Genomic DNA, 26,784 nt, shown 5'->3' with positions numbered 1-26,784 from the left:
ACCCAGCGCGAAAAAAGCAAGCGCTTAGAAAATTGCGGTCAGGGTCACACCGCGCCACCGGTGACCCTGGAGGTACGTGCGGGTAACTTCCCAAGCAGCCCTGCCCATCACACACGTACTCCCACCCGTCGCCCGACCGCCACCCCTCAACGAGGCGCTACGCGCCGCCCCTTTCGACTGGAGCCGTGATGCCCGAAGCCGTGATCGTCTCGACCGCCCGCTCCCCCATCGGCCGCGCCGGCAAGGGCTCCCTCAAGGACCTGCGCCCGGACGACCTGACCGCCACGATCATCCAGGCGGCCCTCGCCAAGGTGCCCGAGCTGGACCCGAGGGACATCGACGACCTGATGCTCGGCTGCGGTCTCCCCGGCGGCGAGCAGGGCCACAACCTCGGTCGCATCGTCGCCGTACAGATGGGGATGGACCACCTCCCCGGCTGCACGGTCACCCGCTACTGCAGCTCCTCCCTGCAGACCTCCCGCATGGCCCTGCACGCCATCAAGGCCGGCGAGGGCGACGTCTTCATCTCGGCCGGCGTGGAGATGGTCTCCCGGTTCACCAAGGGCAGCTCCGACGGCCTCCCGGACACGCACAACCCCCTCTTCGCCGAGGCCGAGGCCCGTACCGCCGCCGTCGCGCAGCAGGAGGGCACGACCTGGCACGACCCGCGCGAGGACGGCCTGATCCCGGACGCCTACATCTCGATGGGCCAGACCGCCGAGAACCTGGCCCGCTGGAAGGGCGTCACCCGCCGGGAGATGGACGAGTTCGGCGTCCGCTCGCAGAACCTCGCCGAGGAAGCCATCAAGAACGGCTTCTGGGAGCGGGAGATCACCCCGGTCACGACCCCCGACGGCACGGTCGTCTCGAAGGACGACGGCCCCCGCGCCGGCGTCACCATGGAGGGCGTCCAGGGCCTCAAGCCGGTCTTCCGCCCCGACGGCCTGGTCACCGCCGGCAACTGCTGCCCGCTGAACGACGGCGCCGCCGCGGTCGTCATCATGAGCGACACGAAGGCCCGCGAGCTGGGCCTCACGCCCCTCGCCCGCATCGTGTCCACCGGCGTCTCCGGCCTCTCCCCCGAGATCATGGGCCTCGGGCCGGTCGACGCGAGCCAGCAGGCCCTGCGCCGCGCCGGCCTCACGATCGACGACATCGACCTGGTCGAGATCAACGAGGCGTTCGCCGCCCAGGTGATCCCCTCCTACCGCGACCTCGGCCTCGACCTCGACAGGCTGAACGTCAACGGCGGCGCCATCGCCGTCGGCCACCCCTTCGGCATGACCGGCGCCCGCATCACCGGCACGCTGATCAACTCCCTCCAGTTCCACGACAAGCAGTTCGGTCTGGAGACGATGTGCGTCGGCGGCGGCCAGGGCATGGCGATGGTCATCGAGCGCCTGAGCTGACCAACTCCCCGCAGCCGTACGCAAACCCAGCGTGACCCTCAGGCCCGGAACCCTTGAATCACCAGGGTTCTGGGCCGTTTTGTGATCCAATCTCCCCCAGGATGTGACCTATCTCCCTCCGGAGAGGTATTCGCACAGGTCAGAGCCGTTTCACCACTAAACCCCGGACCCAAAGTCCTGTCCGTTTCGTGACGTTACGCACTGACAGCAGGTCAGTCCGCCCTTCAAGCTGATGTAGGAAGTCGGGGGTCGACTTTGAACCGGGAGTACGTCAGTGAGCGCCATGCCGATCGCTTTGCTGCTCACCACGGCCGCCACGGGCGCCGTGGGCGTCGCCGTCCTGCGCACCCTCTTGGTGCTGCGCCGACAGGTCGCGGCCCTGCACACCGAGCTCGCCGCGTCCAACGCGGCCGCGGCCCGTGGTCTCGTGCCGGCCTCCCGCCGCTCCGCCGACGCCGATGAGATACGCGCCGCCGTCGCCGAGGCACTTGCCGAGGAACGCGAGCGGGAGCTCGCCGAGGCGCGGGCGTTCTGGGCCGCCCAGGAGGCCCGTGACGCCTCCGACGCGCCCACCCTGCTGGGCCTGCCCGACAGCGAGCTGTTCCTGCCCCGGCAGGCCGATTTCGCGGGCCTGGAGCACCTGGAGCCGGTGACCGAGCCGACCGCGGACACCGACGAGTTCACCGGGGAGTCCCCGGAGCTGGCCGCGGCCCGCCGCCGCCACCCCTCCCACCCGGACTTCGTCCCGGTCTCCTCACCGGTCGTGGGCGACCACGAGCGCACGGTGGCCACCCTCGAGGACCTGGCCGCCTCCGCCACCGAACTCTCCGACGTCCGCCCCGGCCCCCTGGGCACCCTCGACGTCTACGTCTTCGCCGACGGCACCACCCTCTGCATGACCCCCGGCCACCGCGAAACAGCAGAACGCCTCGCAGCAGCCCTCAGGGCAGGCGAAACCCCGGTCCTGCTGGGCGGCTCGGGAGTCTCAGGCGCGTACACCCTGACGTTCGCGTGCGGCGAGGAGAACGTCTACATCCTGGCGGACAGGGTCATAGCAAGCCTTTGAGTTCTCAGGCGCCGGGCAACAACGAACCGGCAGCCGCGTACGAACCTCAAACCCCCGCCCTCTTCTGCGCCTCCGCCACCAACCCCACCGCTTCCTCTACCTCCGCGTCACTGGAAATCACCACAGCCAGGTCATGCACAGCCACGGTGATCTGATCAGCGGCAGCAAACATCCCGGCGTCAGGCATCACCCGCCCCTCCCCCAGGGGATCCTCGATCCGCTGCGCCCGCAGGGCCAACTCCCTGGCCAACCGCAAGGCCTCGGCGGCAGCGCCCCGCTGCAACCGACTCTGCGGCGCCGCCCGCAACCGATCGGCGAAGTGATCCACAGCCTGGGTCAGACGCGTCGTATCCACCACGCCGCGAGCGTACGCGCCGCACCGCGACTGTTGCCAACAGGCCAACGCTCAGGCACGGTGACCTGAAGGACCGGCTTACATCCCATGCGTCCGGAGGCGCCGATGTCCCAAGTCTTCTCCGAGGAGACCCATCGCAATCTGCTCGCCCGTATCCCCCACTGCACCGGTCGTGAAGTCTCCGACTGGCTTCGCGCTGTCGAAGAAGGCCCGGCTCTCTTCAACTTCGAGGAGAAGGTCAGCTGGCTCCGCCACGAGCACAACCTCGCGTATGGCCACGCGAAGGCGATCATTCACGAGTACGACCTGAGGAGGGCCGCGCGCAAGTTCATGTAGGCGCGCACAACGACGAAGGGCCCCGAGTCGCCACGCGGCGGAAGCCGCATATGTGAGCGCCGGGGCCCTTTCGCCTAGGACCGTTACGACCGTCGGAGACTAGTCGCTGCTGTTGAGGATCGCGATAAGCCTCAGGAACTCGAGGTAGATCCACACCAGCGTCAGCGTGAGGCCGAACGCCGCCAGCCACGCCTCCTCGCGCGGGGCACCGTAGGCGATGCCGTCCTCGACCTGCTTGAAGTCGAGGGCGAGGAAGCAGGCGCCGAGCAGGATGCCGATGACGCCGAAGACGATGCCGAGCGGGCCGCTGCGGAAGCCGAGGCCGTCACCGCCGCCGAACACCGCGAACAGCAGGTTCACGGCCATCAGCAGGATGAAGCCGAGCGCGGCCGCCATCACGAAGCCGACGAAGCGGCGGTTGACGCGGATCCAGCCCGCCTTGTACGCCACCAGGACGCTGATGAAGACCGCCATGGTGCCGAGCACGGCCTGCATGGCCGCACCGCTGGCGATGCGGTTGTCGACGACGCTGGAGATGACGCCCAGGAAGACGCCCTCGAACGCGGCGTACGACACGATCAGCGCGGGCGAGGCCTTGCGCTTGAAGGACTGGACGAGCGCCAGGACCATGCCGATCAGCGCGGCACCGATGCCGATGCCGTAGGACCGGCTGAGGTTCGCGTCGTCGACGGGCAGCAGCGCCCAGGCGAGCGCGGCCGTGACGACCAGGATGCCGAGTGTGGTACCGGTGCGCAGGACGACGTCGTCGATCGTCATCCGGCCGGTGGTGACCGGGGCCTGCGGCGGCGCGCCGTACTGCTGGTCCTGCTGGGCGTAAGGGTTCTGCGCGTACGGGTTGCCGGCCTGTGGCTGGGCGGCGTACGGGTTGCCCTGCGCGTACGGGTTGGCCTGCGTGCCGACAGCGGCGCCCCCGGCCTGCGGCGCGGTGCTGAAGCCCGCGTGGCCGTTGTCGCGGCTGAACCCCCGTCGCGAGAAGACCGGGTTGCTGCTCCTCATTTCACTCCTCCATGGCCACCAGGCGTGGCCTTGGCCTAAGAGTAATAGGTAGGCAAAGGATTGACCCTAGTGCTTGGGGAGGATCTTTCCCTCGTCGTGCTGCGCAACACGCTACGCGGCTCGTTGATTCCCAGCCACGGAGGGGCTCATTCATGACCAACCTGCGACGTGGCCGGAACCGGCCGGAGATCATCCGCTTGTCTCACTCGAACGGGAAGCCCGTGTAGCCCTCGGCCAGGTCGGTCTCGGCCGCCGTCGAGGTGGCGAGCCGCTCGAGTCGCGCCACCTGGAGGCGGTCCTCGAACGGGGTGGCGTCGGGGGCCCGGTGGAGCAGCGTCGTCATGTCGTAGGAGAACCGCTCGGCCTGCCAGACGCGGCGCAGACACGTCTCCGAGTAGGCGTCGAGGAGCTCCGCCGAACCGGTGTCCTTCTGATGCGTCAGTGCCTTCGCGAACGTGACGACGTCACCGACGGCGAGGTTCAGGCCCTTCGCCCCCGTCGGCGGCACGATGTGCGCCGCGTCACCGGCCAGGAAGAGGCGGCCGTGCCGCATGGGCTCGTGGACGTAGGAGCGCATGGGGGTGACCGACTTCTGGGTGATCGGCCCACGCTCCAGCCGCCAGCCGTCCGCGGTCTCGAAGCGGCGTTCCAGCTCCGCCCAGATCTCGTCGTCGCTCCACTCCTCGGCGTCGGTGCCCTCGGGCACCTGGAGGTAGAGGCGGGAGACGGACGGGGAGCGCATGGAGAGGAGGGCGAAGCCGCGGTCGTGGCGGGCGTAGACCAGCTCGTCGTGCGAGGGGGCGACGTCGGCGAGGATGCCGAGCCAGCCGAAGGGGTACGTCCGTTCGAAGACCTGGACCAGTTCGGCCGGGATCGCCTTGCGCGCGACGCCCCAGGAGCCGTCGCAGCCCACGACGTAGTCGCACTCCAGGACGTCGTCGTTTCCTTCGTGCCCCTCCTGCCGGAAACGGACGCGCGGGGAGTCGGTGTCCGCGCCCTCGACGGCCAGTGCCTCAGCCCCGAAGAGCAGCGGGCCGCCCTCCTTGAGCTGGAGGGCGATGAGGTCCTTGCAGACCTCGGTCTGGGCGTAGACCATCACGGACCGGCCGCCGGTGAGGGCGGGGAAGTCGACGCGGTGGCGTTTGCGGTCGTGGCGCAGCTCGATGCCGTCGTGCCGCAGGCCCTCCCGGTCCATGCGCTCGCCGGCGCCGGCCGCGCGCAGCACGTCCACCGTGCCCTGCTCAAGGATTCCGGCGCGCTGGCGCTGCTCGACGTAGGCGCGGTCGCGGCCCTCCAGGACGACCGAGTCGATGCCGGCGTTGTGCAGCAGCCGGGCGAGGAGGAGTCCGGCCGGGCCGGCGCCGATGATGCCTACGGTGGTTCGCATCGGGCGTACCCTTCTGTTCGTCCAGTGAAATTTACTTCACGTTTCTCTTGTGAGTCTCCGACCGCGCACGCCCGCTGTCAACGGTTGTGCGGTGAACTCTTCAATGGAGGGTGCATGCGAAAGCGGCCGCAAACAGCGGCCGCGCGTGAGGTCGGAGGTGCCCGGAACCGGACTTGAACCGGTACGCCCGCGAGGGGCAGCGAGGTTTAAGCTCGCCGTGTCTGCATTCCACCATCCGGGCAGGCCATGGGCTCCGCATCGAGGTTCCGAGCCTATCGGGGTGCGTCCCCCGAACAGCGGACGGGCGGACCGATGTTGTCTTATTTTATTGATGCCTGAGGGTGCATCAGCCCGCGGAACGGGCCATCCGCACTTGCCAATAGCCTTACGCGTGACACGTCCGCGCGTATGCGGAATGACGGAATTTCACCGCCCGAACGAGGTCGCTCCACCGGTTCTCGACGCACGCGCGCGTAGGGGGCGCTCGTCATCCCCAGGTATGACACCGAGGCTCGCCGTCCGCCCGAAGTCTGCCTACGGAACCAGAACAGCGGCTGACTACACGGCGGCGGCCGGCCAGGACGATGGAACACGTCCCCCGAACACACCGTCATCCCTCAGGAGCGCCTTCTCGTGACCATCGCATCCATCGCCGGCCGGGCCACCGCCGTGGCCGCGCGTGCCACGGATCTGTCGAAGATCTACGGACAGGGCGAGACCCGCGTGGTCGCCCTGGACCAGGTCTCCGTGGACTTCCGGCAGGCCGAGTTCACCGCGATCATGGGCCCGTCGGGTTCCGGGAAGTCCACGCTGATGCACTGTGTCGCGGGCCTGGACACCTTCTCCTCCGGCTCGGTACGCATCGGCGACACCGAACTGGGCTCCCTGAAGGACAAGCAGCTCACCAAATTGCGCCGGGACAAGATCGGCTTCATCTTCCAGGCGTTCAACCTGCTGCCGACGCTGACCGCGCTGGAGAACATCACACTCCCGATGGACATCGCCGGCCGCAAGGCGGACCAGCAGTGGCTGGACTCGGTGATCGGGATGGTCGGCCTGGCCGACCGGCTCAGCCACCGCCCCTCCCAACTCTCCGGCGGCCAGCAGCAGCGCGTCGCCGTCGCCCGCGCCCTCGCCTCCAAGCCCGACATCATCTTCGGCGACGAGCCGACCGGAAACCTCGACTCGCGTTCCGGCGCCGAGGTGCTGGGCTTCCTGCGCAACTCCGTACGGGAGTTGGGGCAGACGGTCGTGATGGTGACCCACGACCCGGTGGCGGCGGCGTACGCGGACCGGGTCGTCTTCCTGGCGGACGGGCGGATCGTCGACGAGGTGTACGAACCCACGGCCGACTCCGTGCTCGACCTGATGAAGCAGTTCGACGCGAAGGGCCGCACCAGCTGATGTTCCGCACCGCCCTGCGCAACGTACTCGCGCACAAGGCCCGGCTGTTGATGACCGTGCTCGCCGTGATGCTGGGCGTGGCCTTCGTCTCCGGCACCCTGGTCTTCACCAACACCATCTCCCACGCCTACCAGAACAGCTCCGCCAAGGGCTTCGACCATGTCGACGTCGCCGTGGAACCCGCCTACCAGGAGAGCGAGGGCGACCGGCTCGGCAAGCGGGCCGAACTGACGCAGGCCATACTCGACACGAGCGCCGAGGTGCCGGGGGCCGCGAACGCCATCGGTGTCGTGACCGGCTTCACCGCCATCGCCGACAAGGACGGCAAGCTCATCGGCGGCGGGTTCCAGTCCCAGGGCGGCAACTACTGGGGCGACAAGGACCCGCGCTACCCGCTGAAGTCCGGCTCCGCGCCGCGCGGCAAGGACCAGGTCCTCATCGACGCCGAGACCGCGAAGCGCGCCGGCTTCCAGGTCGGCGACACCGTACGCATCTCGGTCGACGGGCCGGTGCTGACGCCGACGATCACCGGCATCTTCACGACCGACGACGGCAACGTCGCGGCCGGCGGCAGCCTGGCCCTGTTCGACACGGCCACCGCACAGCATCTGTTCGGCAAGACGGGCACCTACGACGAGATCGACGTGACGGCCGCCGGCGGCACCTCCCAGACCGCGCTGCGGGCCGCGCTGGACAAGGCGCTGCCGAAGGACCTCACCGAGACCACCACCGGCGAACAACTCGCCGCCGACCAGGCCGAGATGATCTCCTCGTCGATGAGCGGCCTCAAACAGGGCCTGCTGGTCTTCGCGGGCATCTCCCTGTTCGTCGGTACGTTCATCATCGCCAACACCTTCACCATGCTGGTCGCCCAGCGCACCAAGGAACTGGCGCTGCTGCGGGCGGTCGGTGCCTCCCGCCGGCAGGTCACGCGGTCGGTGCTGGCCGAGGCGTTCGTGGTCGGCCTGGTCGCCGCCGTCACCGGCCTGGTCTCGGGCATCGGCATCGGCGCCGGACTGCGGGCGCTCATGGGCACGCTCGGCGCGACCGTTCCCGACGGGCCGCTGGTCGTCACGCCGGGCACGGTCGGCGCGGCCCTCGCGGTCGGCGTCCTGATCACGATGCTGGCGGCGTGGCTCCCGGGCCGCCGGGCGGCGAAGATCCCGCCGGTCGCGGCGATGAGCAGCATGCACGCGGCGCCGACGGTCAAGTCCCTGGTGCTGCGCAACACGCTGGGCGCGCTGTTCAGCGGGGCGGGCATCGCGGTCGTCCTGGCGGCGACGTCGATGAGCGGCTCCGACGGCCAGGCGCCCATGGGCATCGGGGCGGTGCTGCTGATCATCGGCGTGTTCATCCTGACCCCGCTGCTGTCCCGCCCGCTGATCGCGGCGGCGGCGCCGGTACTGCGCGTCTTCGGCATCTCGGGCAAGCTGGCCCGCCAGAACTCGGTCCGCAATCCCCGCCGTACGGCCGCCACGGCCTCCGCGCTGATGATCGGGCTCACCCTGATCACCGGCATGACGGTGATGGCGGGCAGCCTGCAGAAGTCGATCGACAAGATGGCGGCGGCGGAGATCCGCGCGGACTACGTGGTGTCGATGGCGAACGGCAACGAGCTGTCGACGGACGTCGAGAAGCAGCTGAGCCGGGCCGACTACGTCACGGAGATCAGCCCGATGCGCAACGCGGCCTCGCGCATCGACGGCGAGACCGAGTTCCTCACCGGCGTCAACGGCGCCTCGATCGGCGAGCTCACCGACCTGAAGGTCGACGACGGCACGTTCGAGGTGGGCGGGACGCAGGTCGTCGTGGACGACGCGCGCGCCAAGCTGTACGGCTGGAAGGCCGGGTCGGCCTTCACCGTCGCCTACGAGGACGGCAAGAAGCAGCAGCTCACCGTGGCCGGGGTCTACGAGGGCAACGAGCTGTTCAACGGCATCCTCCTCGACAACGCCACGCTCACCCCGCACCTGTCGGAGGCCGCCGACATGCAGGTCATGGTGAAGACGTCCGACGGCGCGACGAGCGCCACGAAGGACAAGCTGGAGAAGGCCCTCGGCTCCAACCCGGCGATCAAGGTCCAGGACAAGAAGGACCTCTCCAACGACATCGCGCAGATGTTCACGCTGATCCTGAACATGGTCTACGGCCTGCTCGCGATGGCGGTGCTGGTCGCGGTCCTCGGGGTCATCAACACCCTGGCCATGTCGGTCTTCGAGCGCTCCCAGGAGATCGGCATGCTCCGCGCGATCGGCCTGGACCGCAAGGGCATCAAGCGGATGGTCCGCCTGGAGTCCCTGGTGATCTCCCTGTTCGGCGGGGTGCTCGGCATCGGGCTCGGCGTGTTCTTCGGCTGGGCGGCCGGTGAGCTGCTGGGGACGAGCATGCCGACGTACGAACTGGTCCTGCCCTGGGCCCGGATGGCGCTGTTCCTGCTGCTGGCGGCGGCGGTGGGCGTCCTGGCGGCGCTGTGGCCGGCGCGGCGGGCGGCCCGGCTGAACATGCTGACGGCGATCAAGTCGGAGTAGCGGCGAGGAATCTGAGCGGACGTGAGCGGATCGGGGCCCCGCGGCAGTTGCCGCGGGGCCCCTTCGCGTTCAACCGTTCAACCGTTCAACCGCTTGGCCGCTTTACACCCAGACGCGTGACCGGAGGGGCATTGCGGAGCCACCCGATTCGGGTGTCCGGACGGCCAGCACCTGGTTGACGCCGATGCGGTTGCGCTCGAAGGCGAGGGCGGACGCGGCCATGTAGAGCCGCCAGACGCGGGCTCGGCCGGGGCTGGTGAGCTTCATGGCGCGGGACCAGTCGGCCTCCAGGCGGGCGACCCAGCGGCGCAGGGTGAGGGCGTAGTGCTCGCGGATCGACTCGACGTCGCGCACCTCGAATCCGGCGCGCTCGAGCTGGGTGACGGTGGTGCCGAGGGGGGCGAGTTCGCCGTCGGGGAAGACGTAGGCGTCGATGAACTCGTCCACGCTGTAGGTGGTTTCGTCCCGGTGGGGCCGCCGTGCGATCTGGTGGTTGAGCAGCCGTCCACCGGGCTTGAGGAGCCGGTGCAGATGGGTGGCGTACTCCAGGTACCGCTCGCTGCCGACGTGTTCGGCCATGCCGATGGAGGAGACGGCGTCGAAGGGTCCGTCGGCGACGTCCCGGTAGTCCTGTACGCGGATCTCGACCTTGTCGGTGAGGCCCTCGCCGGCGACGCGCTTACGGGCGTACGCGGCCTGTTCCTGGGAGAGGGTGACGCCGACGACGGTCACGCCGTACTCGCGCGCGGCGTGGATGGCCATCGAGCCCCAGCCGCAGCCGACGTCGAGGAGTCTGAGGCCGGGCCGCAGACCGAGCTTGCGGCAGACGAGGTCGAGTTTGTCGCGCTGGGCTTCTTCGAGGGTGGCGTCGGGGGCCTCCCAGTAGGCGCAGGAGTACACCATCGAGGGGCCGAGGACGATCTCGTAGAAGTCGTTGCCGACGTCGTAGTGGTGGCTGATGGCGCGTTTGTCGGTGCGCTTGGTGTGCAGGTGGGCGCGTCGGCGGCGGACCTCCTCCACGGGCGGGGCGGGCGGCAGCGGGAGCCCGGCGATCTTCACGAGCCCGCGTGCCCCGGCGCGTACGTCGGGATCGCGCAGTGACTCTACGAGACCCCGCGCGTCCTCCCCGCGCTCCCAGACGAGCCCGGCGAGCAGCTCGAGGGCGGCGTAGAGATCGCCCTCGATGTCGAGGTCCCCCGCGACCCAGGCGCGGGCCAGGCCCAGTTCGCCGGGCTTCCACAGCAGCCGGCGTACGGCGCGGCGGTTGCGTACGACGAGGGTCGGCGCGCCCGGCGGACCCGCTTGCGAACCGTCCCAGGCGCGGATACGCACCGGGAGCGGCACCCCCAGCAACTGTTCCATGAGGCCCTTCAGCCGCAGCGCGGCTTCTGCCATGGCGCACACCTCCGTGATGAGGGAAACCGAGATGCCCAACACCACGTAAACACCAACCGGGCCGGTGCGCAGTCCCCCATCAGCGTTACAACTGGGAAAAACCCCCGCATGCCGAAGGGGCCGCCCGCACCACGGATGGCGGGCGGCCCCTTCGGGCTGTTCAGTGACCGGAGGTCAGGAGGCCTTGGCCTTCTCCTCGGTCTTCACCGGAGCCGGCCCGGCCTTGGCGGCCGGCGCCGGGGCGGGCTTGGCGGCCTCGTAGAACTCCTCGCGCGGGGACTCGAGGGCACCCAGCGCCACGACCTCACGCTTGAGGAACATGCCGAGCGTCCAGTCGGCGAAGACGCGGATCTTGCGGTTCCAGGTCGGCATCGCCAGGCCGTGGTAGCCACGGTGCATGTACCAGGCGAGACGGCCCTTGAGCTTGATCTTCATCTTGCCCATGACGATCATCGCGACGCCCTTGTGCAGACCGAGGCCCGCCACCGCGCCCTTGTTGGCGTGGGCGTAGTCCTTCTGCGGGAAGCCCCGCAGACCCGAGATCACGTTGTCGCCGAGGACGCGCGCCTGACGGAGCGCGTGCTGCGCGTTCGGCGGGCACCAGGCGTTCTCGTTGCCCGCCTTGCGGGCGGCGAGGTCCGGAACCTGGGCGTTGTCACCGGCGGCCCAGATGTAGTCGGAGCCCTTGACCTGGAGGGTCGGCTCGCAGTCGACGTGACCGCGGGGACCGAGGGGCAGGCCGAAGCGGGACAGGACCGGGTTCGGCTTGACGCCGGCCGTCCACACGATGGTCTTGGAGTCGACCTCGAGGCCGTTCTTCAGCACGACGTGGCCGTCGACGCAGGAGTCCATCGAGGTGGAGAGGTAGATCTCGATCCCGCGGCTCTCCAGGTGCTCCTTGCCGTACTGGCCGAGCTTGGGGCCGACCTCGGGGAGGATCTTGTCCGCGGCGTCGACGAGGATGAACCGCATGTCCTCGCGGGACACGTTGGTGTAGTACTTGGCCGCGTCGCGGGCCAGGTCCTCGACCTCGCCGATGGTCTCCGCACCCGCGAAGCCACCGCCGACGAAGACGAAGGTGAGCGCCTTGCGGCGGATCTCCTCGTCGTTCGTGGAGTCGGCCTTGTCGAGCTGCTCGAGGACGTGGTTGCGCAGGCCGATGGCCTCCTCGATGCCCTTCATACCGATGCCCTGCTCGGCGAGGCCGGGGATCGGGAAGGTGCGGGAGACCGCGCCCATCGCGATGACCAGGTAGTCGAAGGGCAGCTCGTACGCCTCGCCGACCAGCGGGGCGATCGTGGCGACCTTGCGGTCCTGGTCGATGGTGGTGACCCGGCCGGTGAGGACCTCCGCCTTGGGCAGCACGCGTCGCAGCGGGACGACGACATGGCGCGGGGAGATGTTGCCGGCGGCGGTTTCGGGGAGGAAGGGCTGGTAGGTCATGTACGACCGGGGGTCGACGACCGTGACGGTCGCCTCGCCGTAGCGCATCTTCTTGAGAATGCGCCGAGCTGCGTACAGGCCTACGTACCCACCGCCTACTACGAGGATCCTGGGACGCTCCGTGGTGCTCATGCCATCGAGTATCCACCCGGCCCAGGGGGGTAGCTCGTGCGCCCCTTCACAAGCTCCGACAGAGGATGTGTTATCCTCCGCCGCTCACGTGACACAGGTCATGGCCACGACCGGGAACCATGATCCAGTACGCCCCGTTGTCAATGCCGCGTGAGCTGCCTCTCCGGGCGGCCGGACCCCCTGTGACCCATCCCCTCGACCCGCCCGCGAGGACCGGGCCCGGCCGACTCCCACGACCCCTCTGAACACGTTCAACGACCTGCTGGGGCCCCGGAAGGGCCTACCGGGCCCCTTTCCCGTGCCACCAGGGCCGAAATCCTTGTGAAGAACTTCACGAACTTTCTCGGCGGCGCGTCATCGAGCCGCTCACGAGGACCCCTCGAGCGCGCTCATACGTTGTCCGACCTGCTCACCAGAGGTCCAGCGGGAGTCATGAACGGGGTCTACGCCACCGACCACGCGATGCCGTCGAGGATGTCGTGCTCGCTCACCACGACCTCCTCCGCGCCGATCCGCTCCATGATCGAGAGCAGTACGAGAGCGCCCGCGGCGATGACGTCGACCCGGCCGGGATGCATGGACGGTACGGCCGCTCGCTCGGCGTGGGTGGAGTGCAGCAGCCAGTCGGTGATCTCGCGGACGCGGTCGTGCGAGACGCGGGAGTGGTGGATGGCGGCGGAGTCGTACTCGGGCAGGTCCTGCGCGATGGCCGACACCGTGGTCACCGAACCGGCCAGCCCCACGAGCGTGCGCGCCTCGCGCAGCGGGACCGTCCGCTCGGCGAGGTCGAGGGCCGCCTCGATGTCGGCCCGCATCGCGGCGATCTGCGCCTCGGTGGGCGGGTCGGACACGGCTCCCTCGTGCACGAGGTGCCGCTCCGCCATCCGCACACAGCCGACGTCCACGGAGCGTGCCGCGTGTACGTGGTCGTCGCCCACGACGAACTCGGTCGAGCCGCCGCCGATGTCCACGACCAGGTAGGGCTTGGCTAGGTGGTCCCGCCCGGCGAGCTCCTTGGTGGCGCCGGTGAAGGAGAACTCGGCCTCCTGGTCGCCGGAGATGACCTCGGGCTCGACACCCAGGATGTCCAGCACGCCGCGCACGAAGTCGTCCCGGTTCTCGGCGTCCCGGGAGGCGGAGGTGGCGACGAAACGCAGGTGCTCGGCGCCGTGCTCCTTGATGATGGCCGCGTACTCCCGGCAGGCGGCGAAGGTCCGCTCCAGCGCCTCGGGGGCGAGGCGCCCGGTGCGGTCGACGCCCTGACCGAGGCGGACGATGGTCATCCGGCGGTCCAGGTCGACGAGTTCACCCGTCAGCGGGTCCGCGTCGGCGACGAGGAGCCGGATGGAGTTCGTACCGCAGTCGATGGCGGCGACGCGGGTCACTTGCCGTCCTCCTCGTTGAGCGGGGTCGCCTCGAAGAAGCCGCCGCCCTTGTCGCCGAGCTGCTGGATCTGCTCCTGCGCCGTCGACACACACGTCCCCTTGCGCCACCACTCCGGCAGCATCTCCAGCGCCTCGTCCCCGAGGGGATTCACGCCGGGGCCCGCCGCGAGGGAGTGCGCGACCAGGACGTGCAGGCACTTCACGCGGTCGGGCATACCCCCCGCGCTCGGGAAACCCGTCAGCTCCTCGATCTCGTCCCGGCGCCGGATGTAGTCCTCGTGCGCGGAGCGGTACGCGGCGGCCAGCTCCGGGTCGGACTCCAGCCGGGCCGTCATCTCCTTCATCACGCCGTTCGCCTCCAGCGTGCCGATCGCCGAGGCGGCCTTCGGGCACGTCAGGTAGTACAGCGTCGGGAAGGGCGTGCCGTCGGGAAGGCGGGGTGCCGTCTCGACGACGTCCGGCTGTCCGCACGGGCACCGGTGCGCGATCGCGCGCAGCCCGCGCGGCGGACGCCCGAGCTGCTGCTTGAATGCCTCGACGTCGGCGTCGGTGGGCTCGGTACGAGGCGTGGTCGGCGGGGGCGTTTCCATCTGTCTTGAAGCTGTCTTTCTGTCTGTCTGTCCGTCACTGGTCGGAGGCGTCGGACTTGTCGACCCCGTCCCAGACGTTCGAATACCAGGGGCGGTCGGCCGCCCCGAGGTCGGCGCGCGACTGCTTCGCCGCGTCCGGGTCGATGACGACGAAGCCCGTCTCGCCCGGCATGACGTAGTGCAGCCGCTGCCGGATCTGCTGCTCGGCGTACGCGTCGTCCTGCCAGCGCGCCTTGATGTCGCGCAGCCGTTCCACCCGCTGGGCGGCCTGCTGCTTCTCCCGCTGGAGATCGGCGATCTCGGCGCGCTGGGAGACGTACTGCCTTATGGGGTAGGCGAGCGCCACCACCAGGGTGCAGACGACGAGCGCGAGCAACGCGGCGCGTCCCGTGAGCCGGGAGCGCCGGGCCTGCCGCTTGGTCTGGGAGCGGTAGACGCGGGCCGCCGTCTGCTCGCCGAGCAACCGGATCCTGGTCGTAGTGGAGAACCGGTCCCGGTCCTTCACGGCCATGCCCGCCTCCCGTTTCCCACGCGCGTACGTCCCCGCACACGGTACGGGACCGAGTACGGGGACGTACGTACGACTGGCTAAGCCCTTAACCCGGTGAGGGTCAGCCCTTGCTGTGCTTGATGGTTCGCAGAGCGCTGTGCTTAATGGTTCGCAGAGCGCTGTGCTTAATGGTTCGCAGAGCGAAACCGCGGGAAGGCCGAGCGGCCGGCGTACACCGCGGCGTCGTCGAGGATCTCCTCGATGCGCAGCAGCTGGTTGTACTTGGCGACGCGGTCCGAGCGAGCCGGGGCACCGGTCTTGATCTGACCGCAGTTCACCGCGACGGCGAGGTCGGCGATGGTGACGTCCTCGGTCTCGCCGGAGCGGTGGGACATCATGCACTTGAAGCCGTTGCGCTGGGCCATCTCGACGGCGTCCAGGGTCTCGGTCAGCGAACCGATCTGGTTGACCTTGACGAGCAGGGCGTTGGCGGAGCCCTCCTCGATGCCGCGGGCGAGGCGCTCCGGGTTGGTGACGAAGAGGTCGTCGCCGACGATCTGGACCTTGTCGCCCAGCTTCTCGGTGATGACGTTCCAGCCGGCCCAGTCGTCCTCGAACAGCGGGTCCTCGATGGAGACGAGCGGGTACGCCTCGACGAGCTCGGCGTAGTACTCCGTCATCTCGGCGGCGGAGCGCTCCTTGCCCTCGAAGGTGTAGACGCCGTCCTTGTAGAACTCGGAGGCGGCGACGTCCAGCGCAAGGGCGATCTGCTCGCCGGGGGTGTAGCCGGCCTCCTTGATCGCCTCGAGGATGAGGTCGAGGGCGGCGCGGTTGGACTCCAGGTTCGGGGCGAAGCCGCCCTCGTCGCCGAGGCCGGTGGACAGGCCCTTGGTCTTCAGCACCTTCTTCAGGGTGTGGTAGACCTCGGCGCCCCAGCGCAGCGCCTCGGAGAAGGTCTCCGCGCCGATCGGGGCGATCATGAACTCCTGGATGTCCACGTTGGAGTCGGCGTGCGAGCCGCCGTTCAGGATGTTCATCATCGGCACCGGCAGCAGGTGCGCGTTCGGGCCGCCCAGGTAGCGGAAGAGCGGGAGGTCGCTGGCCTCGGAGGCGGCGTGGGCGACGGCGAGCGAGACGCCGAGGATGGCGTTGGCGCCGAGGGAGCCCTTGTTGTCGGTGGCGTCCAGGTCGAACATCGCCTGGTCGATCAGGCGCTGCTCGGTGGCGTCGTAGCCGACCAGCTCCGGGCCGATCTGCTCGATGACGGCGAGGACGGCCTTCTCGACACCCTTGCCCTGGTAGCGGTTCGGGTCGCCGTCGCGGAGCTCGATGGCCTCGAAGGCGCCCGTGGAGGCGCCGGACGGGACGGCGGCACGACCGGTGCTGCCGTCGTCGAGGCCGACCTCGACCTCGACCGTGGGATTGCCTCGGGAGTCCAGGATTTCCCGGGCTACGACGACGTCGATGGACGGCACGAGCATCTCCTTCTTCAATGTGACGCGGGTACGCAGGAGCGCGGTGGCTCTGCGAGACGAGCCTAACCGGCTCCGGGCGATCCACCAGCCGGTCGACCGCCCCTTGAGCAGAACCGAGAGTAAATTGTTTCCGAACGGAACAAAAACCCCTGTGCAAGAACCCGCACGAAAAAAGCCCCGCCCCGGTGCGTACGGGGGAAGACGCACCGGAGCGGGGAGCCCGTGGGGGACGGGGGTGGCCCTCACGAGGCCTCCACTATGGAACCCACGGATGTGAGGGCGCTGTGGTTCAGCTACGCGCCTTCTGTTACTTCAGGTGCAGCTGCTGGCCCGGGTAGATGAGGTCGGCGTCCGAGACGATGTCCTTGTTCAGCTCGAACAGCTTCACCCAGCCGCCCTTGACGTCGTGCTCCTCGGCGATCGAGCTGAGGGTGTCACCCTTGACGACCTTGTACTCGCCGTCACCCTTCTCGACCTTCTTGCCGGTCGGGGTGGTGACGGTCTTCTTGGCGGCCGGACGCTCGGCGGAGCGGGAGGACTGCTGCTCGGTCTCACGCGGCGTGGTGGTGCTCGGGGTCGAGGAGGAGCCCGACGAGTCGCCGCCACCGGTGTAGGCGGCGCTGGACAGGCCGGTGCCGCAGTGCGGCCAGGCACCCTTGCCCTGGCCCGCGAGGACCTTCTCGGCTATCTGGATCTGCTGCGCCTTCGAGGCCTGGTCGGCGGTGGAGGCGTACTGCGTGCCGCCGTACGCGGCCCAGGTGGAGGCCGAGAACTGCAGACCGCCGTAGTAGCCGTTGCCGGTGTTGATGGACCAGTTGCCGCCGGACTCGCACTGGGCGACGGCGTCCCACTCGGAGGCGGTGGCGGCGGAGGCCGTGCCGGACACCATCAGCGGTGCGGCGACGGCGGCACCGGTCACGCCGGCGATGGCGATGGCGCGGGTGGCCTTGGACGGACGACGGTGCTTGCCCTTGCCGGAGAACAGCATGGAGAGATCCCCTCACCGACGCCTACGAGGTGAGCTGTCGGGTTCGGGCCGGTTGAGTTGCCCGGTCGTGTCCCGCACGTTGCGTGCGCGGCACGGCTTCACCCCAAGCCGGTTCCGGTCGCGAGCCACCCCGAAGGGCCTCAACTCCCGGACCCGGCGCTTACCTTGGGTCCCCCGCTCCTGCCTACGGCGCTTGACGCGACGACTGTTCCCGTACGGCCGCTGGCAGGATTCGGCGTTGCGGCAGCCGGGGCTCGTGGTGACGAGCGGTCCCGACCGTAGACATGCGATTCCCGGAATTTCAAAGACGATCAGGGCTTCTGAGATCTATCTCTCACCGCTATCAAAACGGACATTCAGCGACGAACCATGACGCGAACTCCCGCTACTTTTCGCCCGATTCGACACCGACTTCAAGGGTCTGACCGGGGATGATGAGGTCCGGGTCATTGCCGAGGGTCGACTTGTTCTCGGCGTAGAGGCCCCGCCATCCGCCACTCAGGTCAAGGGAGTCGGCGATGGCGGAGAGGTTGTCCCCGGGGCGGACGACGTAGGAGCCGTCGACGGCACCCTCGTCGGCACTGTCGCCGCGATGACGGCCGGTGCCGGCGGCGGCGTCGGCGGGCACGTCGGGGCCGGTGTCGGTCAGGGCCGAAGAGCCTTCGCTCTGCCCAGAGTCGCCCGACTCGTCACTCTTGGGGGTTTCGGTGGGTGAACTGTCGGTTTCCTGCGACTTACCCGCATCGACGTCGGGGGATGTATCGAACTTGGTGTCTGATCCAGTGCCACCATCCGCCTTATCCGTCTTATCCGTCTTATCCGTCTTATCCGGCGAAATGGACGGAGAGGGCGAAGCGGGCGGGTCGCCCTTCGAACTGTCCGCCGAGCCGCCTATGGAGTCGAGCAGTCCGGGCGAGTCGGAGGTGTCGGACGATCCGGACCCGGACGAGGAGTCGCCCCCGACGCCCGTGTCGACGTCAGCCGACGCGGAGTCCCTGCCCAGTCCGGAGAGCGGCCCGCAGGTCGGCCACGCGACGGTGCCCTGGTCCGCGAGGACCCTCTCGGCGACGGCTATCTGCTGCTGGCGGCTGGCCTGGTCGGCGGTGGGGGCGTAGGCGAGGCCGCCGTACTTGTCCCAGTTCTCCTGGGACATCTGCAGGCCGCCGTAGTAGCCGTTGCCGTCGTTCTCGCTCCAGGCGCCGCCGGTCTCGCACTCCGCGACCCGGTCCCACGTGGTGCCGTCGGCCGCGCTCGCGCCGGTGGCGCCGAGGAGCGGGATGGCGATGGCGGACCCGGTCACGCCGGCTGCCACGAGGAGCGCCGGGGCCTGGCGGGGGCGACGGTGACGACCGTTCCCGGAGAGCATGCGGGGACCTTTCGCGAGACGGCAGGGTGCGGCGCGGCGGGTGTTGCCGGGGCGCCGCGTTGATCCGTGAACGTATAGGCAGACGATCACTTGTCACAAGTTAACGTCGCGTAGATCACGTGAAGATCACAGACTTGAGGGTGTGTCACGTTTGCGGCGGCTTTGCGCGGCGATGGTACTTGCTCCGGTTGGTTACCGGAGGGGCGTGAACTCCACGGGCAGGGTGCGCAGTCCCCGCATGATGAGGCCGCCGCGCCACCGCAAGTCGGCGGGATCCACGGCGAGTTGCAGGTCCGGGAGACGGGTGAGGAGGGTGGCGAGCGCGGTCTGGCCCTCCAGACGGGCGAGCGGGGCCCCGAGGCAGTAGTGGATGCCGTGGCCGTAGCCGAGGTGCTGGTTGTCACGCCGTCCGAGATCCAGGACGTCGGGGTCGGCGAACCGCTCCGGGTCCCGGTCGGCGGCGGCGAGCACGACGAGGACCGGGTCGCCGGGGGCTATGTCCTGGCCGCCGATGCTGAGCGGCTGGGTGGCGAACCGCCAGGTGGCCAGCTCCACGGGGCCGTCGTAGCGGAGGAGTTCCTCGACGCCGGTTTCCAGGAGGCCGCGTTCGCCGGCGGCGAGGGACTGCTGGAGGCGGGCGCGCTGCTCGGGGTGGGTGAGGAGGGCGTAGGTGCCGTTGCCGATGAGGTTGACGGTGGTCTCGAAGCCGGCGAACAGCAGGATGAACGCCATCGCCGCTGCCTCGTTCTCGGTGAGGTGCTCGCCGTGGTCGGAGGCGCGGATGAGGGCGGAGATGAGGTCCTCGCCGGGGGCGGGCTCCGCGGGCAGCGCCTCGCGCTTGCGGTGGATGAGGTCGGCGAGATAGCCCCGCATCTTCTTCACCGACCGCGCGACGCCGCCCCGCGGTCCTCCGCCGTGCCGGATCATCATGCCCGCCCAGTCCCGGAAGTCGTCCTGGTCCTCACGGGGGACGCCGAGCAGGTCGCAGATCGCGTAGATGGGGAGCGGGAAGGCGAACTCGTGGATGAGATCGGCGGACCCTTCCGCGGCGAACCGGTCGATCAGCTGATCCGTCAGCTCCTGCACGCGGGGCGCGAACTCGGCGACCCGGCGGGGCGTGAACGCCTTGCTGACCAGCCGACGGAGTCTCGTGTGGTCCGGCGGGTCGATGTTCAGCAGATGCGTCATCAACTCGGCCTTGCGCTCACCGGGGATGCCCGTCTTGCCCTTGGCGTGGGCCGGTTCGTCGTGGTGGGCCGGGTTCTTGGAGAGCCGCTGGTCGGCGAGGGCCTGCTTGGCGTCGGTGTAGCGGGTGACCAGCCAGGCCTCCACGCCGCTGGGGAGCTGTGTCCGGTGGACGGGGGCGTGGTCGCGGAGCCAGGCGTAGGCCGGGTAGGGGTTGGTGGCGAACTCCCAGGTGAAGAGGTCGGGTGCCGCCGGGGTGGGGGTCGGAGGGTGGGGCTGGTTGGTCACTCCCCGACGGTATCCGGAGAGTCGGTGGGGGTGGGGGTGGGGATGGGTGGCGGGGGCGGGATAGTGGCGACGGCCTTGCTCAGCCATTCCTCGGCTTCCTCGGACTTGCCCTGTCTCCTCAGCAGCAGCCCGATGGACCGCGCGGCACCCGGGATGTCCCCTTCGAAGGCTTGGTGGTACAACGCCATCGCCTCGTCGAACCGGCCCTGGCGCTCCAGCGACGTGCCGAGGGCGCGCGCCGCGTTCGCGTCTCCGCCTTCCGCCGCCTGCCGGTAGAGGCGGTCCACCTCGTCCTTGTCGTGCTCGGGCTGACACGACAGGTGGAAGGCCAGTTCGGCCACGGCACGCAGGTCACCCCACGCGGCACCGTAGCGAAGCCAGACCTCCGCATAGGGATCCCGCCAGCTGTTGAGAAGCGTGCCCATGCTCGCGGCGACCTCGTGGTGGCCCGCGGTCAGTGCCTTGAGGTACCAGCGCGCCGCTTCGTCCTCGTGCCCCGACCCCACCAGCATGTCGCCCAGCTCGTGCGCCGCCGCCCCGTCACCGGCTTCGGCCGCCGTGCGCAGCCAGTACTCGGCCCGCTTCCGCAGCAGGCTGCCGAGCGCCGCCGCGGCACGGGAGCTGCCCACCTCGGCCGCCTGCTCCAGATACGTCAGCGCGCCGGCCTCGTCGGCGCGGTCCCGCAGGATCTCCGCCAGGTCCACGGCCGCGTCCGGGTGCCCGGCGTCCGCCGCCCTGCGCAGCCATGCCTCCCGCTCTTCGCCCTCGGTACGCCGGGCGAACCCGAGCGCCACCGCCGGATCCCCTGCCTCGATCCGGGCCTGCAGCGCCGTGCAGGCGGCATCGAGTACGGCACGGAAGACGAGCGGGGAGTCCTGTTCCCCGGCCGCGTCGAGCAGCGTCCACCACACCTCGTCCGGTACCGGTTCCAGGTCGCCCGAGCTCAGCGCCTCCGCGACCAGGGCGCCGTACGCCCGCCAGGTGCCGGCCGTGTCACCTTCGTCGCCCTGCACGAGCAGCCCCGACACCCCGAACAGCGGCGCCGTCGCCCATGCGAGCGCGTCCTCGAACGACTCCCGTTCCTCCTCCCCGTACTGCTCCTGAACCCTCCTCAGCAGCTCGCCCGGTACCGCCCCCGTGACCCCGCACCGGGCGAGGTCGACCGCCGCCCGGACCAGTAACTGCCCGCGCGGGTGCTCCAGTCGGGTCCCGGAGCGGCGCCACTCGTCGAACAGCAGGTGCCCGACCGCGAAGTACGAGGCCGCCCCCTCCCTTCCGCTCCACATGTACGCCGGGAACGCGCGCGGATCGTCGAGCACCGCCAGCCGCTCCAGCTCGGCCGTCCTCCACTCGCGCGACAGCGTCACCGTGCGGGCCGCGGCGACGACCTTGTCGCCGGGGCCGGTTCCGGCGCGCCGCCGGTAGTACTCGTCGGGGCTCATCGTGCCGAGCACGACGGCACCGAGGCCGGTGAGCCGTACCAGCAGCCGGGGTTCCAGGTCACCGCCGTCGAGATGGTCGGTCAGCTCGTCCAGCCAGACGACGTACTTGCCGGACTTCCCGCGCAGTGCGGCGAGCAGGGCCCGTATGTCCTCGCCGGGGTCCGGGGCGTGGAACCGGTGCTCCTCCGACGCCGGCTGGTTCGGGTCCGCCAGCGACCGCACACCGTGCCACGCCGTGTACGACTTGCCCGCGTACGGCTCCCCCAGGATCAGCACCAGGCCGCTGTGGGCGAGCTCGGCACGCAGGTCCTCGTCGCGGTCCCGCTGGACGTACGGCGGTACGTCGGGCTCCCCCGGCACCCGTCTGGTCCGGTGTACGCCGAACTCCAGCGGCTCCACCTGCCCGACCGGCCGCCACTCCACCGGGGCGGGGACGGTGCCGTAGTGGTTGTGCTGCACGCCGATGACCGGGTCGTGGAAGGTGCCGTCGCGGAAGTCGACGTGGTCTCCGGAGGTCTGGGGAAGACCGGGGTTGCCGATGACGAACTGGTTGTGGTCTCCGGTGACGGCGACACCGATGTCGCGGCCGGCGGCGACGCTTCTCGACGCGGGTGCGTCGGTGTGCTCCGCCGCGATGGCCTGGAGCTCCGCGAAGGCGCGGGGATACCGGGTGCGCAGGTTCTCCAACGACCTGAGCCGCGCTCTGGCTGTGCTCCGCCCGACCAGCTTCGGGTTCCAGGCCTCGGTGATCCCGATGACGTCCAGCCGCTCCAGCACCTCCATGACCCGCCGTGCCGTGTCCGGCGAGCGACGCATCGCGCGCACAAGGTCGCCTCTGAGCTGCTCCAACTCCGTTGCCACACCGGCCCCCACGCCTCGCACCCGCCCGTAGGGGCAACGGTACTAACCGGAGAGCCCCTCAGCAGCCCGCACGGCATCCCGATAGGCCCTCGCGGCAACCCGCAACGCCGCCTCCGGATCCACCCCGGCCGCCTCGGCCCGGACCGCCAGCGCGAGCAGCTCGTACCCGATGCCCTCCCCCGCCGGAAGCGGTACGTCGAGACCCGCCGTGCGGACCCGGGACGCCAGCTTCGCCGCGAGGGCGAGGCCCGGCTGGCCCAGGGGTATGCCCTCGGTCACCGACTCCCGCTGCTTCTCGATGGCCTTGGTGCGCAGCCAGTGTTCCTTGACCTCCTCGGGGGTCGTCGCCGTCTCGTCGCCGAAGACGTGCGGGTGGCGGTGGATCAGCTTGGTGACGATGCCCCCGGCGACGTCGTCGATGGAGAAGGGGGCGTCCGGGTCCTCTTCCGCGATGCGGGCGTGGAAGACGACCTGGAGCAGGACGTCGCCGAGTTCCTCGCGGAGTTCGTCGCGGTCGCCCTCCTCGATCGCCTCGACGAGTTCGTACGCCTCCTCGATGCCGTACTTGGCCAGGCCCTTGTGGGTCTGCTGGGACGACCAGGGGCACTCGGCGCGGATGCGGTCCATGACCTGGACGAGGTCGAGGAGGCGGGCGCCCGGCAGGTCGTAGGAGGCGGGGAGGAGCTCCAGGTCCGGCATGTTGATCCGGCCGGAGCCCGCGAGGCGCGCCAGGCCGTCGGTGAGCGCCGGTTCGCCCTCGCCCGTCGCCACGACCACGACCGTCCGTCCGCCGACGCACGCGTCGACCAGCTGCTGGGCGGTCGGGGCGGCCTCGTCGACCGCTATGCCGGCCTCGCGCAGATACGGCAGCTGCGGGTGCGCGCCGTCCGCGCACAGCACCCGGTCGGCGGCGTGCAGCGCCTGCCAGGCGGGCCAGGACAGCAGGCCGGGCGCGACGCGGTGGCTGGTGGTGAGCAGGACGATACGGCCGGGGCCGGACGTGGCTTCGGGGCTGGTTGCGTTCACGATTCGAAGCTAACGCACACCGCCGGGCAAGACGATCAGTTGTCCACAGGGTGGGGGTGACAGTGCGATCGTATGATCGTCGGCCCTGCCCCTGGCTCTGCCCCAGCCCTTGGCCCTGACCGCGGCGCAGGACCGTTACGCCGCCTCAGCCGTCCGCTGCCTCAGCCGTCCGCTGCCTCACGTCGTCTGCTGCGTCCCCGCCGCCGTCACCTCGCGCACCCACGGCGTCTTCGTGTCGACCCGGCTGCTCCGCTGGACGTCCCAGGTGCCGTACCGGGGGTTGAGGTCGATGCCGAGTTTCTTGGACGCCTCGGCCAGGGCGTTCCAGAAGTCCGGCCTGTCGGTGGCGGTGCCGAGCGCGGCGGCGAGTTTCTGGGCCTCCAGCTGGAGGTGGAGGTTCTCCTCGAGGCGTTCCGGGGCGATGCCGTACTGCTGGAGCCAGGCCGTCTCCAGTGCCTCGGGGCCGCCGACCTGCTGTTCCAGGCCGGCGCGCATCTGCTGGATCTCCTTGCGGGTGACCGTCACGCCCGCGTCCTGGGCGGCGCGGTGCAGCACCCGGTCGAGGACCATGCTGTGCAGGGTGTCGCGGGCGAGGGTGCCGGTCTTGGCGATGGCCTGCGCGTACTGGGCGTCGTCCGGCACGGCCGCCCGCTGGGCCGCGCGCACCTCGCTCACCCTGTTCTCCAGCTGCGAGACGGTGATCCGCTGGCCGCCGACGACGGCCGCCGCGCCCGGGTGCGCATCGTTTCCGCAGGCGGTGATGAGGGGGGCCGCGGCGATTGCGGCGGAGAGGAGGAGCGCGGTGCGACGTCGGCGGCGGTGCAAGGAGACCTCCTGAGGAGACTGCAATGACAGGTGCGGCGCGCCAGCGCCTCGTTGAGGGGTGGTGGTCGGGCGACGGGCGGGCGCACAAAGTCTTGCGGTGATCGATGGTAGGCAGTGGCCGGGCTCTGGCCAACCCATTCGACCAAGGATTCACCAGGACTTCGGGCACCACCACGCCGCGCCGGCGGCCTCCGGGGGCTCAGCCGCGCACCTGTCCCAGCCAGGCCAGCGTCCGGCGCACCTCCGCGACGAGCGGATGGCCGGGGCCGTGCAGCCGTTCCACGTCGGCCAGGAGACGGGCCAGGGTGTCGTGGGCGGCGGGCCGGTCGCCGAGGGCGAGGAGAAGGTGGCCGATGCGGCGGCGGACGTCGTGGGCGAGTGCGGGGTCGCCGGCCGAGACGTACTGGTTCTCGTAGTACGGCAGCAGCGCGCGGTACTCGGCGAGCGCGGCCACCGGTTCGCCGAGCTGCTCCAGGCACTGGGCGGCGTCGTAGCGGAAGCGCAGGGACTGGGGGTCGGCGTGGCCGGCCTCGGCGGCGCGTTCGTCGGCGAGACGGCGCAGTTCGGGCAGCGCGCGCCGGTACTGGCCGTCGTCCATGAGCGTGGCCGCGTACTGCTTGCGCAGGGTGCGCACGACCGGGGAGTGCTCGCCGTGCTGTTCGGCGGCGGCGGGCAGGATCGCGCCGAGGATGTCGACGGCCTGGGTGATGCGGCCCTCGCCGAGGAGGCGCTTGACCTCGTCGACGGCGCGCGCGACGTCCGGTTTCTCGGCGGCGGGCGCGGCCGGTGTGACGGGGGCGGGCTGGGGCGCGGGCGTGCGGGCGCGGTCCGGCCAGGGGGCGTGGGGGCGCAGGAAGGGGCGTGTGGGGTCGAGTGGCGCCCCGGTGGGCGTCCCGCGCGCGGGCAGGAGCAGCGCCAGGTGCTCGTACACCTCCTGCGCGGAGGCGGGGCGGTGCTGCGGGTCCTTGGCGAGCAGGCGCAGGACCAGGGCTTCGAGCGCCTCGGGGACTTCGGGGCGGATGCGGCGCACGGGCTGCGGCGGCTCGTACAGGTGCCGGTGCAGCACGCCGAGCGCCGTGGAGCCCGCGAACGGCACGTCGCCGCTGAGGAGTTCGTGCAGCAGTACGCCGAGTGCGTACAGGTCGGTGTACGGGCCGACCGCACCGCCCATGGCCTGCTCGGGGGCCATGTAGGCGGGCGAGCCGATGGGGGAGCCGGTGTGGGTGAGGCGCGTGGTGTCGGTGTCCATGACGGAGGCGACGCCGAGGTCGAGGACGGTGACCGTGCCGTCCTGCTTCACCATCACGTTGCGCGGCTTGAGGTCGCGGTGGACGATCGGCACGGCGTGCACGGCGCTCAGCACGGCGCACAGTTGCGCGGCTACCGAGACCGCCCACTGCCACGGGTACGGGTCGTGCTCGGCGAGGTGGTCGCCGAGGTCGGCGCCGTCGACGTACTGCATGACGAGGAACAGCTCCTCGCCCTCGCTGCCCGCGTCGTGCACGGTGACCAGGCCGGGGTGGTCGACCTGTGCTGTCACCCGGCACTCGCGCACGAAGCGGCGGCGCAGTTCGTCCGCGTCCTGGCCGGCCACCTTGTCGGGGCGCAGCAGCTTCACCGCCACGCGCCGGTCGAGCCGCTGGTCGTACGCCGTCCAGACCTGTCCCATGCCGCCCTGTCCGATGAGCGTGGACAGTTCGTAGCGGCCGGAGACGACACGCCCCGTCGTCACGGTCACCTTCCGCCCTCGTGGTCGCCGTCCTGTCGGCCGTCGTGGCTGCGCAGGTAGTCACTGAGCTCGTCGAGCTCGGCGCGCACCTGGTCGATGCGCGCGGGCGCGGGGCGCTGCGGCGGCGGGGTGGTGGGCGGGGGCGGCTGCGGCACGGGCGTCGGGGACGCCGGGGGCGGGGTGTGGGGTGTGAGGGGCGCGAGGGGCGGCTGCGGGACGGTCGTCGCGTACGGCGACGGCATCGCGGCGTTCGGGTAGCCATACGCCGGCGCGGGCTGGGGCTGGGGCGCGTATCCGCCGTAGCGGAGCTGGTGGAAGTGGCGTACGTCCGCGGCGAGGTAGTACGCGATGGACGCCACGAGCGTGCCGAAGAGCAGGCCTATGCCCGTCCAGCCGGGCACGGTGTGCACCTCGTCGCCGGGCTCGGTGCCGACCAGTACGAGCGCGAGGGCGTCCGCCGCTATCGCGGCCACGAACAGCCCCCAGTCGAGCCCCTTGCGCGTGACGATCGCAAGGCGCAGAAGCATCGTCCAGGCCAGCAGCCCGATGCTGAAGATCGAGATCACCACGAACAGCACGCGCAGGAAGACCAGCCACCCCGTAGGGGGCGGCTGCTTCACCGGCTGCGTGTAGCCGTGGCCATGCATGACAGCTCCTGTGTC

The 26,784-nt window shown here is 70.2% G+C and carries 22 protein-coding genes, 1 tRNA gene and 1 riboswitch; of the genes, 5 read left to right on the top strand and 18 right to left on the bottom strand.

From position 1 onward, the window contains the following. Positions 1 to 188 precede the first annotated feature (188 nt). Together AQJ91_RS22490 and AQJ91_RS22485 are read left to right on the top strand one after the other, a co-directional pair. On the top strand, positions 189 to 1,409 hold the full coding sequence (locus AQJ91_RS22490; RefSeq protein ID WP_067024643.1) for an acetyl-CoA C-acetyltransferase: 1,221 nt from the start codon (positions 189 to 191) through the stop codon (positions 1,407 to 1,409). A gap of 283 nt (positions 1,410 to 1,692) precedes the next feature. Beyond that, complete coding sequence (locus AQJ91_RS22485) at positions 1,693 to 2,475, top strand: hypothetical protein (RefSeq protein ID WP_199848001.1); 783 nt, start codon at positions 1,693 to 1,695, stop codon at positions 2,473 to 2,475. Between the two features lie 46 nt (positions 2,476 to 2,521). Here the strand turns inward: AQJ91_RS22485 and AQJ91_RS22480 are convergent, their stop codons facing one another. Then, on the bottom strand, positions 2,522 to 2,833 hold the full coding sequence (locus AQJ91_RS22480; protein WP_199847994.1) for a hypothetical protein: 312 nt from the start codon (positions 2,831 to 2,833) through the stop codon (positions 2,522 to 2,524). Between the two features lie 102 nt (positions 2,834 to 2,935). Here AQJ91_RS22480 and AQJ91_RS22475 point away from each other — a divergent pair, with 102 nt between their 5' ends. After that, positions 2,936 to 3,166 (top strand): DUF4287 domain-containing protein, encoded by a 231-nt coding sequence (locus tag AQJ91_RS22475; RefSeq protein WP_067024867.1) that lies wholly within the window; start codon positions 2,936 to 2,938, stop codon positions 3,164 to 3,166. A gap of 99 nt (positions 3,167 to 3,265) precedes the next feature. Here the strand turns inward: AQJ91_RS22475 and AQJ91_RS22470 are convergent, their stop codons facing one another. The 3 genes from AQJ91_RS22470 to AQJ91_RS22460 form a co-directional block, all read right to left on the bottom strand. Further along, positions 3,266 to 4,183, bottom strand: a complete 918-nt coding sequence (locus AQJ91_RS22470) for a Bax inhibitor-1/YccA family protein (protein WP_067024639.1) — start codon at positions 4,181 to 4,183, stop codon at positions 3,266 to 3,268. 202 nt (positions 4,184 to 4,385) lie between these two features. Further along, on the bottom strand, positions 4,386 to 5,570 hold the full coding sequence (locus AQJ91_RS22465; RefSeq protein ID WP_067024636.1) for a 4-hydroxybenzoate 3-monooxygenase: 1,185 nt from the start codon (positions 5,568 to 5,570) through the stop codon (positions 4,386 to 4,388). 158 nt (positions 5,571 to 5,728) lie between these two features. Then, positions 5,729 to 5,811: transfer RNA gene (locus tag AQJ91_RS22460), tRNA-Leu, on the bottom strand. A 392-nt stretch (positions 5,812 to 6,203) separates the two neighbouring features. Between AQJ91_RS22460 and AQJ91_RS22455 the strand changes: the two genes are divergently transcribed. Both AQJ91_RS22455 and AQJ91_RS22450 read left to right on the top strand, forming a co-directional pair. Next, positions 6,204 to 6,974 (top strand): ABC transporter ATP-binding protein, encoded by a 771-nt coding sequence (locus AQJ91_RS22455; RefSeq protein WP_067024633.1) that lies wholly within the window; start codon positions 6,204 to 6,206, stop codon positions 6,972 to 6,974. Continuing rightward, positions 6,974 to 9,502 (top strand): ABC transporter permease, encoded by a 2,529-nt coding sequence (locus AQJ91_RS22450; RefSeq protein WP_067024630.1) that lies wholly within the window; start codon positions 6,974 to 6,976, stop codon positions 9,500 to 9,502. Before AQJ91_RS22455 ends, AQJ91_RS22450 begins: the two co-directional genes overlap by 1 nt. 102 nt (positions 9,503 to 9,604) lie before the next feature. On the opposite strand, the gene AQJ91_RS22445 is transcribed toward AQJ91_RS22450, so the two are convergent. The 14 genes from AQJ91_RS22445 to AQJ91_RS22380 all read right to left on the bottom strand — a co-directional run bounded on the left by AQJ91_RS22445 (position 9,605) and on the right by AQJ91_RS22380 (position 26,769). Then, on the bottom strand, positions 9,605 to 10,897 hold the full coding sequence (locus AQJ91_RS22445) for a class I SAM-dependent methyltransferase (RefSeq protein WP_067024627.1): 1,293 nt from the start codon (positions 10,895 to 10,897) through the stop codon (positions 9,605 to 9,607). 174 nt (positions 10,898 to 11,071) lie between these two features. Continuing rightward, complete coding sequence (locus AQJ91_RS22440) at positions 11,072 to 12,472, bottom strand: NAD(P)/FAD-dependent oxidoreductase (protein WP_067024624.1); 1,401 nt, start codon at positions 12,470 to 12,472, stop codon at positions 11,072 to 11,074. A 443-nt stretch (positions 12,473 to 12,915) separates the two neighbouring features. Continuing rightward, positions 12,916 to 13,857, bottom strand: a complete 942-nt coding sequence (locus AQJ91_RS22435) for a Ppx/GppA phosphatase family protein (protein WP_067024621.1) — start codon at positions 13,855 to 13,857, stop codon at positions 12,916 to 12,918. Then, the gene (locus AQJ91_RS22430) at positions 13,854 to 14,447 is read right to left on the bottom strand and encodes a DUF501 domain-containing protein (protein WP_067024617.1); all 594 of its coding nucleotides are present in this window, start codon (positions 14,445 to 14,447) and stop codon (positions 13,854 to 13,856) included. Before AQJ91_RS22430 ends, AQJ91_RS22435 begins: the two co-directional genes overlap by 4 nt. A gap of 34 nt (positions 14,448 to 14,481) precedes the next feature. After that, the gene (locus tag AQJ91_RS22425; protein WP_067024614.1) at positions 14,482 to 14,958 is read right to left on the bottom strand and encodes an FtsB family cell division protein; all 477 of its coding nucleotides are present in this window, start codon (positions 14,956 to 14,958) and stop codon (positions 14,482 to 14,484) included. Positions 14,959 to 15,122: 164 nt separating this feature from the next. Further along, complete coding sequence (gene eno, locus AQJ91_RS22420; RefSeq protein WP_067024612.1) at positions 15,123 to 16,418, bottom strand: phosphopyruvate hydratase; 1,296 nt, start codon at positions 16,416 to 16,418, stop codon at positions 15,123 to 15,125. A gap of 301 nt (positions 16,419 to 16,719) precedes the next feature. Continuing rightward, entirely contained in the window at positions 16,720 to 17,400 is a 681-nt protein-coding gene (locus AQJ91_RS22415; protein ID WP_067024611.1) for a transglycosylase family protein, read from the bottom strand. Positions 17,401 to 17,404: 4 nt separating this feature from the next. Continuing rightward, positions 17,405 to 17,602, bottom strand: a riboswitch (cyclic di-AMP (ydaO/yuaA leader). A gap of 183 nt (positions 17,603 to 17,785) precedes the next feature. Further along, entirely contained in the window at positions 17,786 to 18,766 is a 981-nt protein-coding gene (locus AQJ91_RS22410) for a LysM peptidoglycan-binding domain-containing protein (protein ID WP_067024608.1), read from the bottom strand. Positions 18,767 to 18,958: 192 nt separating this feature from the next. After that, on the bottom strand, positions 18,959 to 20,239 hold the full coding sequence (locus AQJ91_RS22405; RefSeq protein WP_067024605.1) for a cytochrome P450 family protein: 1,281 nt from the start codon (positions 20,237 to 20,239) through the stop codon (positions 18,959 to 18,961). Then, positions 20,236 to 22,542 (bottom strand): tetratricopeptide repeat protein, encoded by a 2,307-nt coding sequence (locus AQJ91_RS22400; RefSeq protein ID WP_159054624.1) that lies wholly within the window; start codon positions 22,540 to 22,542, stop codon positions 20,236 to 20,238. The genes AQJ91_RS22405 and AQJ91_RS22400 overlap by 4 nt, the downstream gene beginning before the upstream one ends. 42 nt (positions 22,543 to 22,584) lie before the next feature. Next, the gene (locus tag AQJ91_RS22395) at positions 22,585 to 23,568 is read right to left on the bottom strand and encodes a nucleoside triphosphate pyrophosphohydrolase (RefSeq protein WP_067024599.1); all 984 of its coding nucleotides are present in this window, start codon (positions 23,566 to 23,568) and stop codon (positions 22,585 to 22,587) included. A gap of 177 nt (positions 23,569 to 23,745) precedes the next feature. Next, on the bottom strand, positions 23,746 to 24,393 hold the full coding sequence (locus AQJ91_RS22390; protein WP_067024596.1) for a SurA N-terminal domain-containing protein: 648 nt from the start codon (positions 24,391 to 24,393) through the stop codon (positions 23,746 to 23,748). A gap of 199 nt (positions 24,394 to 24,592) precedes the next feature. Next, positions 24,593 to 26,089 (bottom strand): serine/threonine-protein kinase, encoded by a 1,497-nt coding sequence (locus AQJ91_RS22385; protein WP_267891229.1) that lies wholly within the window; start codon positions 26,087 to 26,089, stop codon positions 24,593 to 24,595. Between the two features lie 38 nt (positions 26,090 to 26,127). Then, positions 26,128 to 26,769 (bottom strand): hypothetical protein, encoded by a 642-nt coding sequence (locus AQJ91_RS22380; RefSeq protein ID WP_067024591.1) that lies wholly within the window; start codon positions 26,767 to 26,769, stop codon positions 26,128 to 26,130. Between the last annotated feature and the right edge of the window lie 15 nt (positions 26,770 to 26,784).

It is taken from the genome of Streptomyces dysideae (genome assembly GCF_001514305.1).
Classification (GTDB): domain Bacteria; phylum Actinomycetota; class Actinomycetes; order Streptomycetales; family Streptomycetaceae; genus Streptomyces; species Streptomyces dysideae.
Note: the sequence above shows the minus strand (reverse complement) of the source record. Positions and strands in the feature narration are given on the sequence as shown.

Bases quoted from the DNA above. Each gene is read 5' to 3' on its own strand.
- AQJ91_RS22490 (WP_067024643.1), top strand. From the start codon at position 189: ATGCCCGAAGCCGTGATCGTCTCGACCGCCCGCTCCCCCATCGGCCGC.
- AQJ91_RS22485 (WP_199848001.1), top strand. From the start codon at position 1,693: ATGCCGATCGCTTTGCTGCTCACCACGGCCGCCACGGGCGCCGTGGGC.
- AQJ91_RS22475 (WP_067024867.1), top strand. From the start codon at position 2,936: ATGTCCCAAGTCTTCTCCGAGGAGACCCATCGCAATCTGCTCGCCCGT.
- AQJ91_RS22470 (WP_067024639.1), bottom strand. From the start codon at position 4,183: ATGAGGAGCAGCAACCCGGTCTTCTCGCGACGGGGGTTCAGCCGCGAC.
- AQJ91_RS22465 (WP_067024636.1), bottom strand. From the start codon at position 5,570: ATGCGAACCACCGTAGGCATCATCGGCGCCGGCCCGGCCGGACTCCTC.
- AQJ91_RS22450 (WP_067024630.1), top strand. From the start codon at position 6,974: ATGTTCCGCACCGCCCTGCGCAACGTACTCGCGCACAAGGCCCGGCTG.
- AQJ91_RS22445 (WP_067024627.1), bottom strand. From the start codon at position 10,897: ATGGCAGAAGCCGCGCTGCGGCTGAAGGGCCTCATGGAACAGTTGCTG.
- AQJ91_RS22440 (WP_067024624.1), bottom strand. From the start codon at position 12,472: ATGAGCACCACGGAGCGTCCCAGGATCCTCGTAGTAGGCGGTGGGTAC.
- AQJ91_RS22430 (WP_067024617.1), bottom strand. From the start codon at position 14,447: ATGGAAACGCCCCCGCCGACCACGCCTCGTACCGAGCCCACCGACGCC.
- AQJ91_RS22425 (WP_067024614.1), bottom strand. From the start codon at position 14,958: ATGGCCGTGAAGGACCGGGACCGGTTCTCCACTACGACCAGGATCCGG.
- eno (WP_067024612.1), bottom strand. From the start codon at position 16,418: ATGCTCGTGCCGTCCATCGACGTCGTCGTAGCCCGGGAAATCCTGGAC.
- AQJ91_RS22415 (WP_067024611.1), bottom strand. From the start codon at position 17,400: ATGCTGTTCTCCGGCAAGGGCAAGCACCGTCGTCCGTCCAAGGCCACC.
- AQJ91_RS22410 (WP_067024608.1), bottom strand. From the start codon at position 18,766: ATGCTCTCCGGGAACGGTCGTCACCGTCGCCCCCGCCAGGCCCCGGCG.
- AQJ91_RS22380 (WP_067024591.1), bottom strand. From the start codon at position 26,769: ATGCATGGCCACGGCTACACGCAGCCGGTGAAGCAGCCGCCCCCTACG.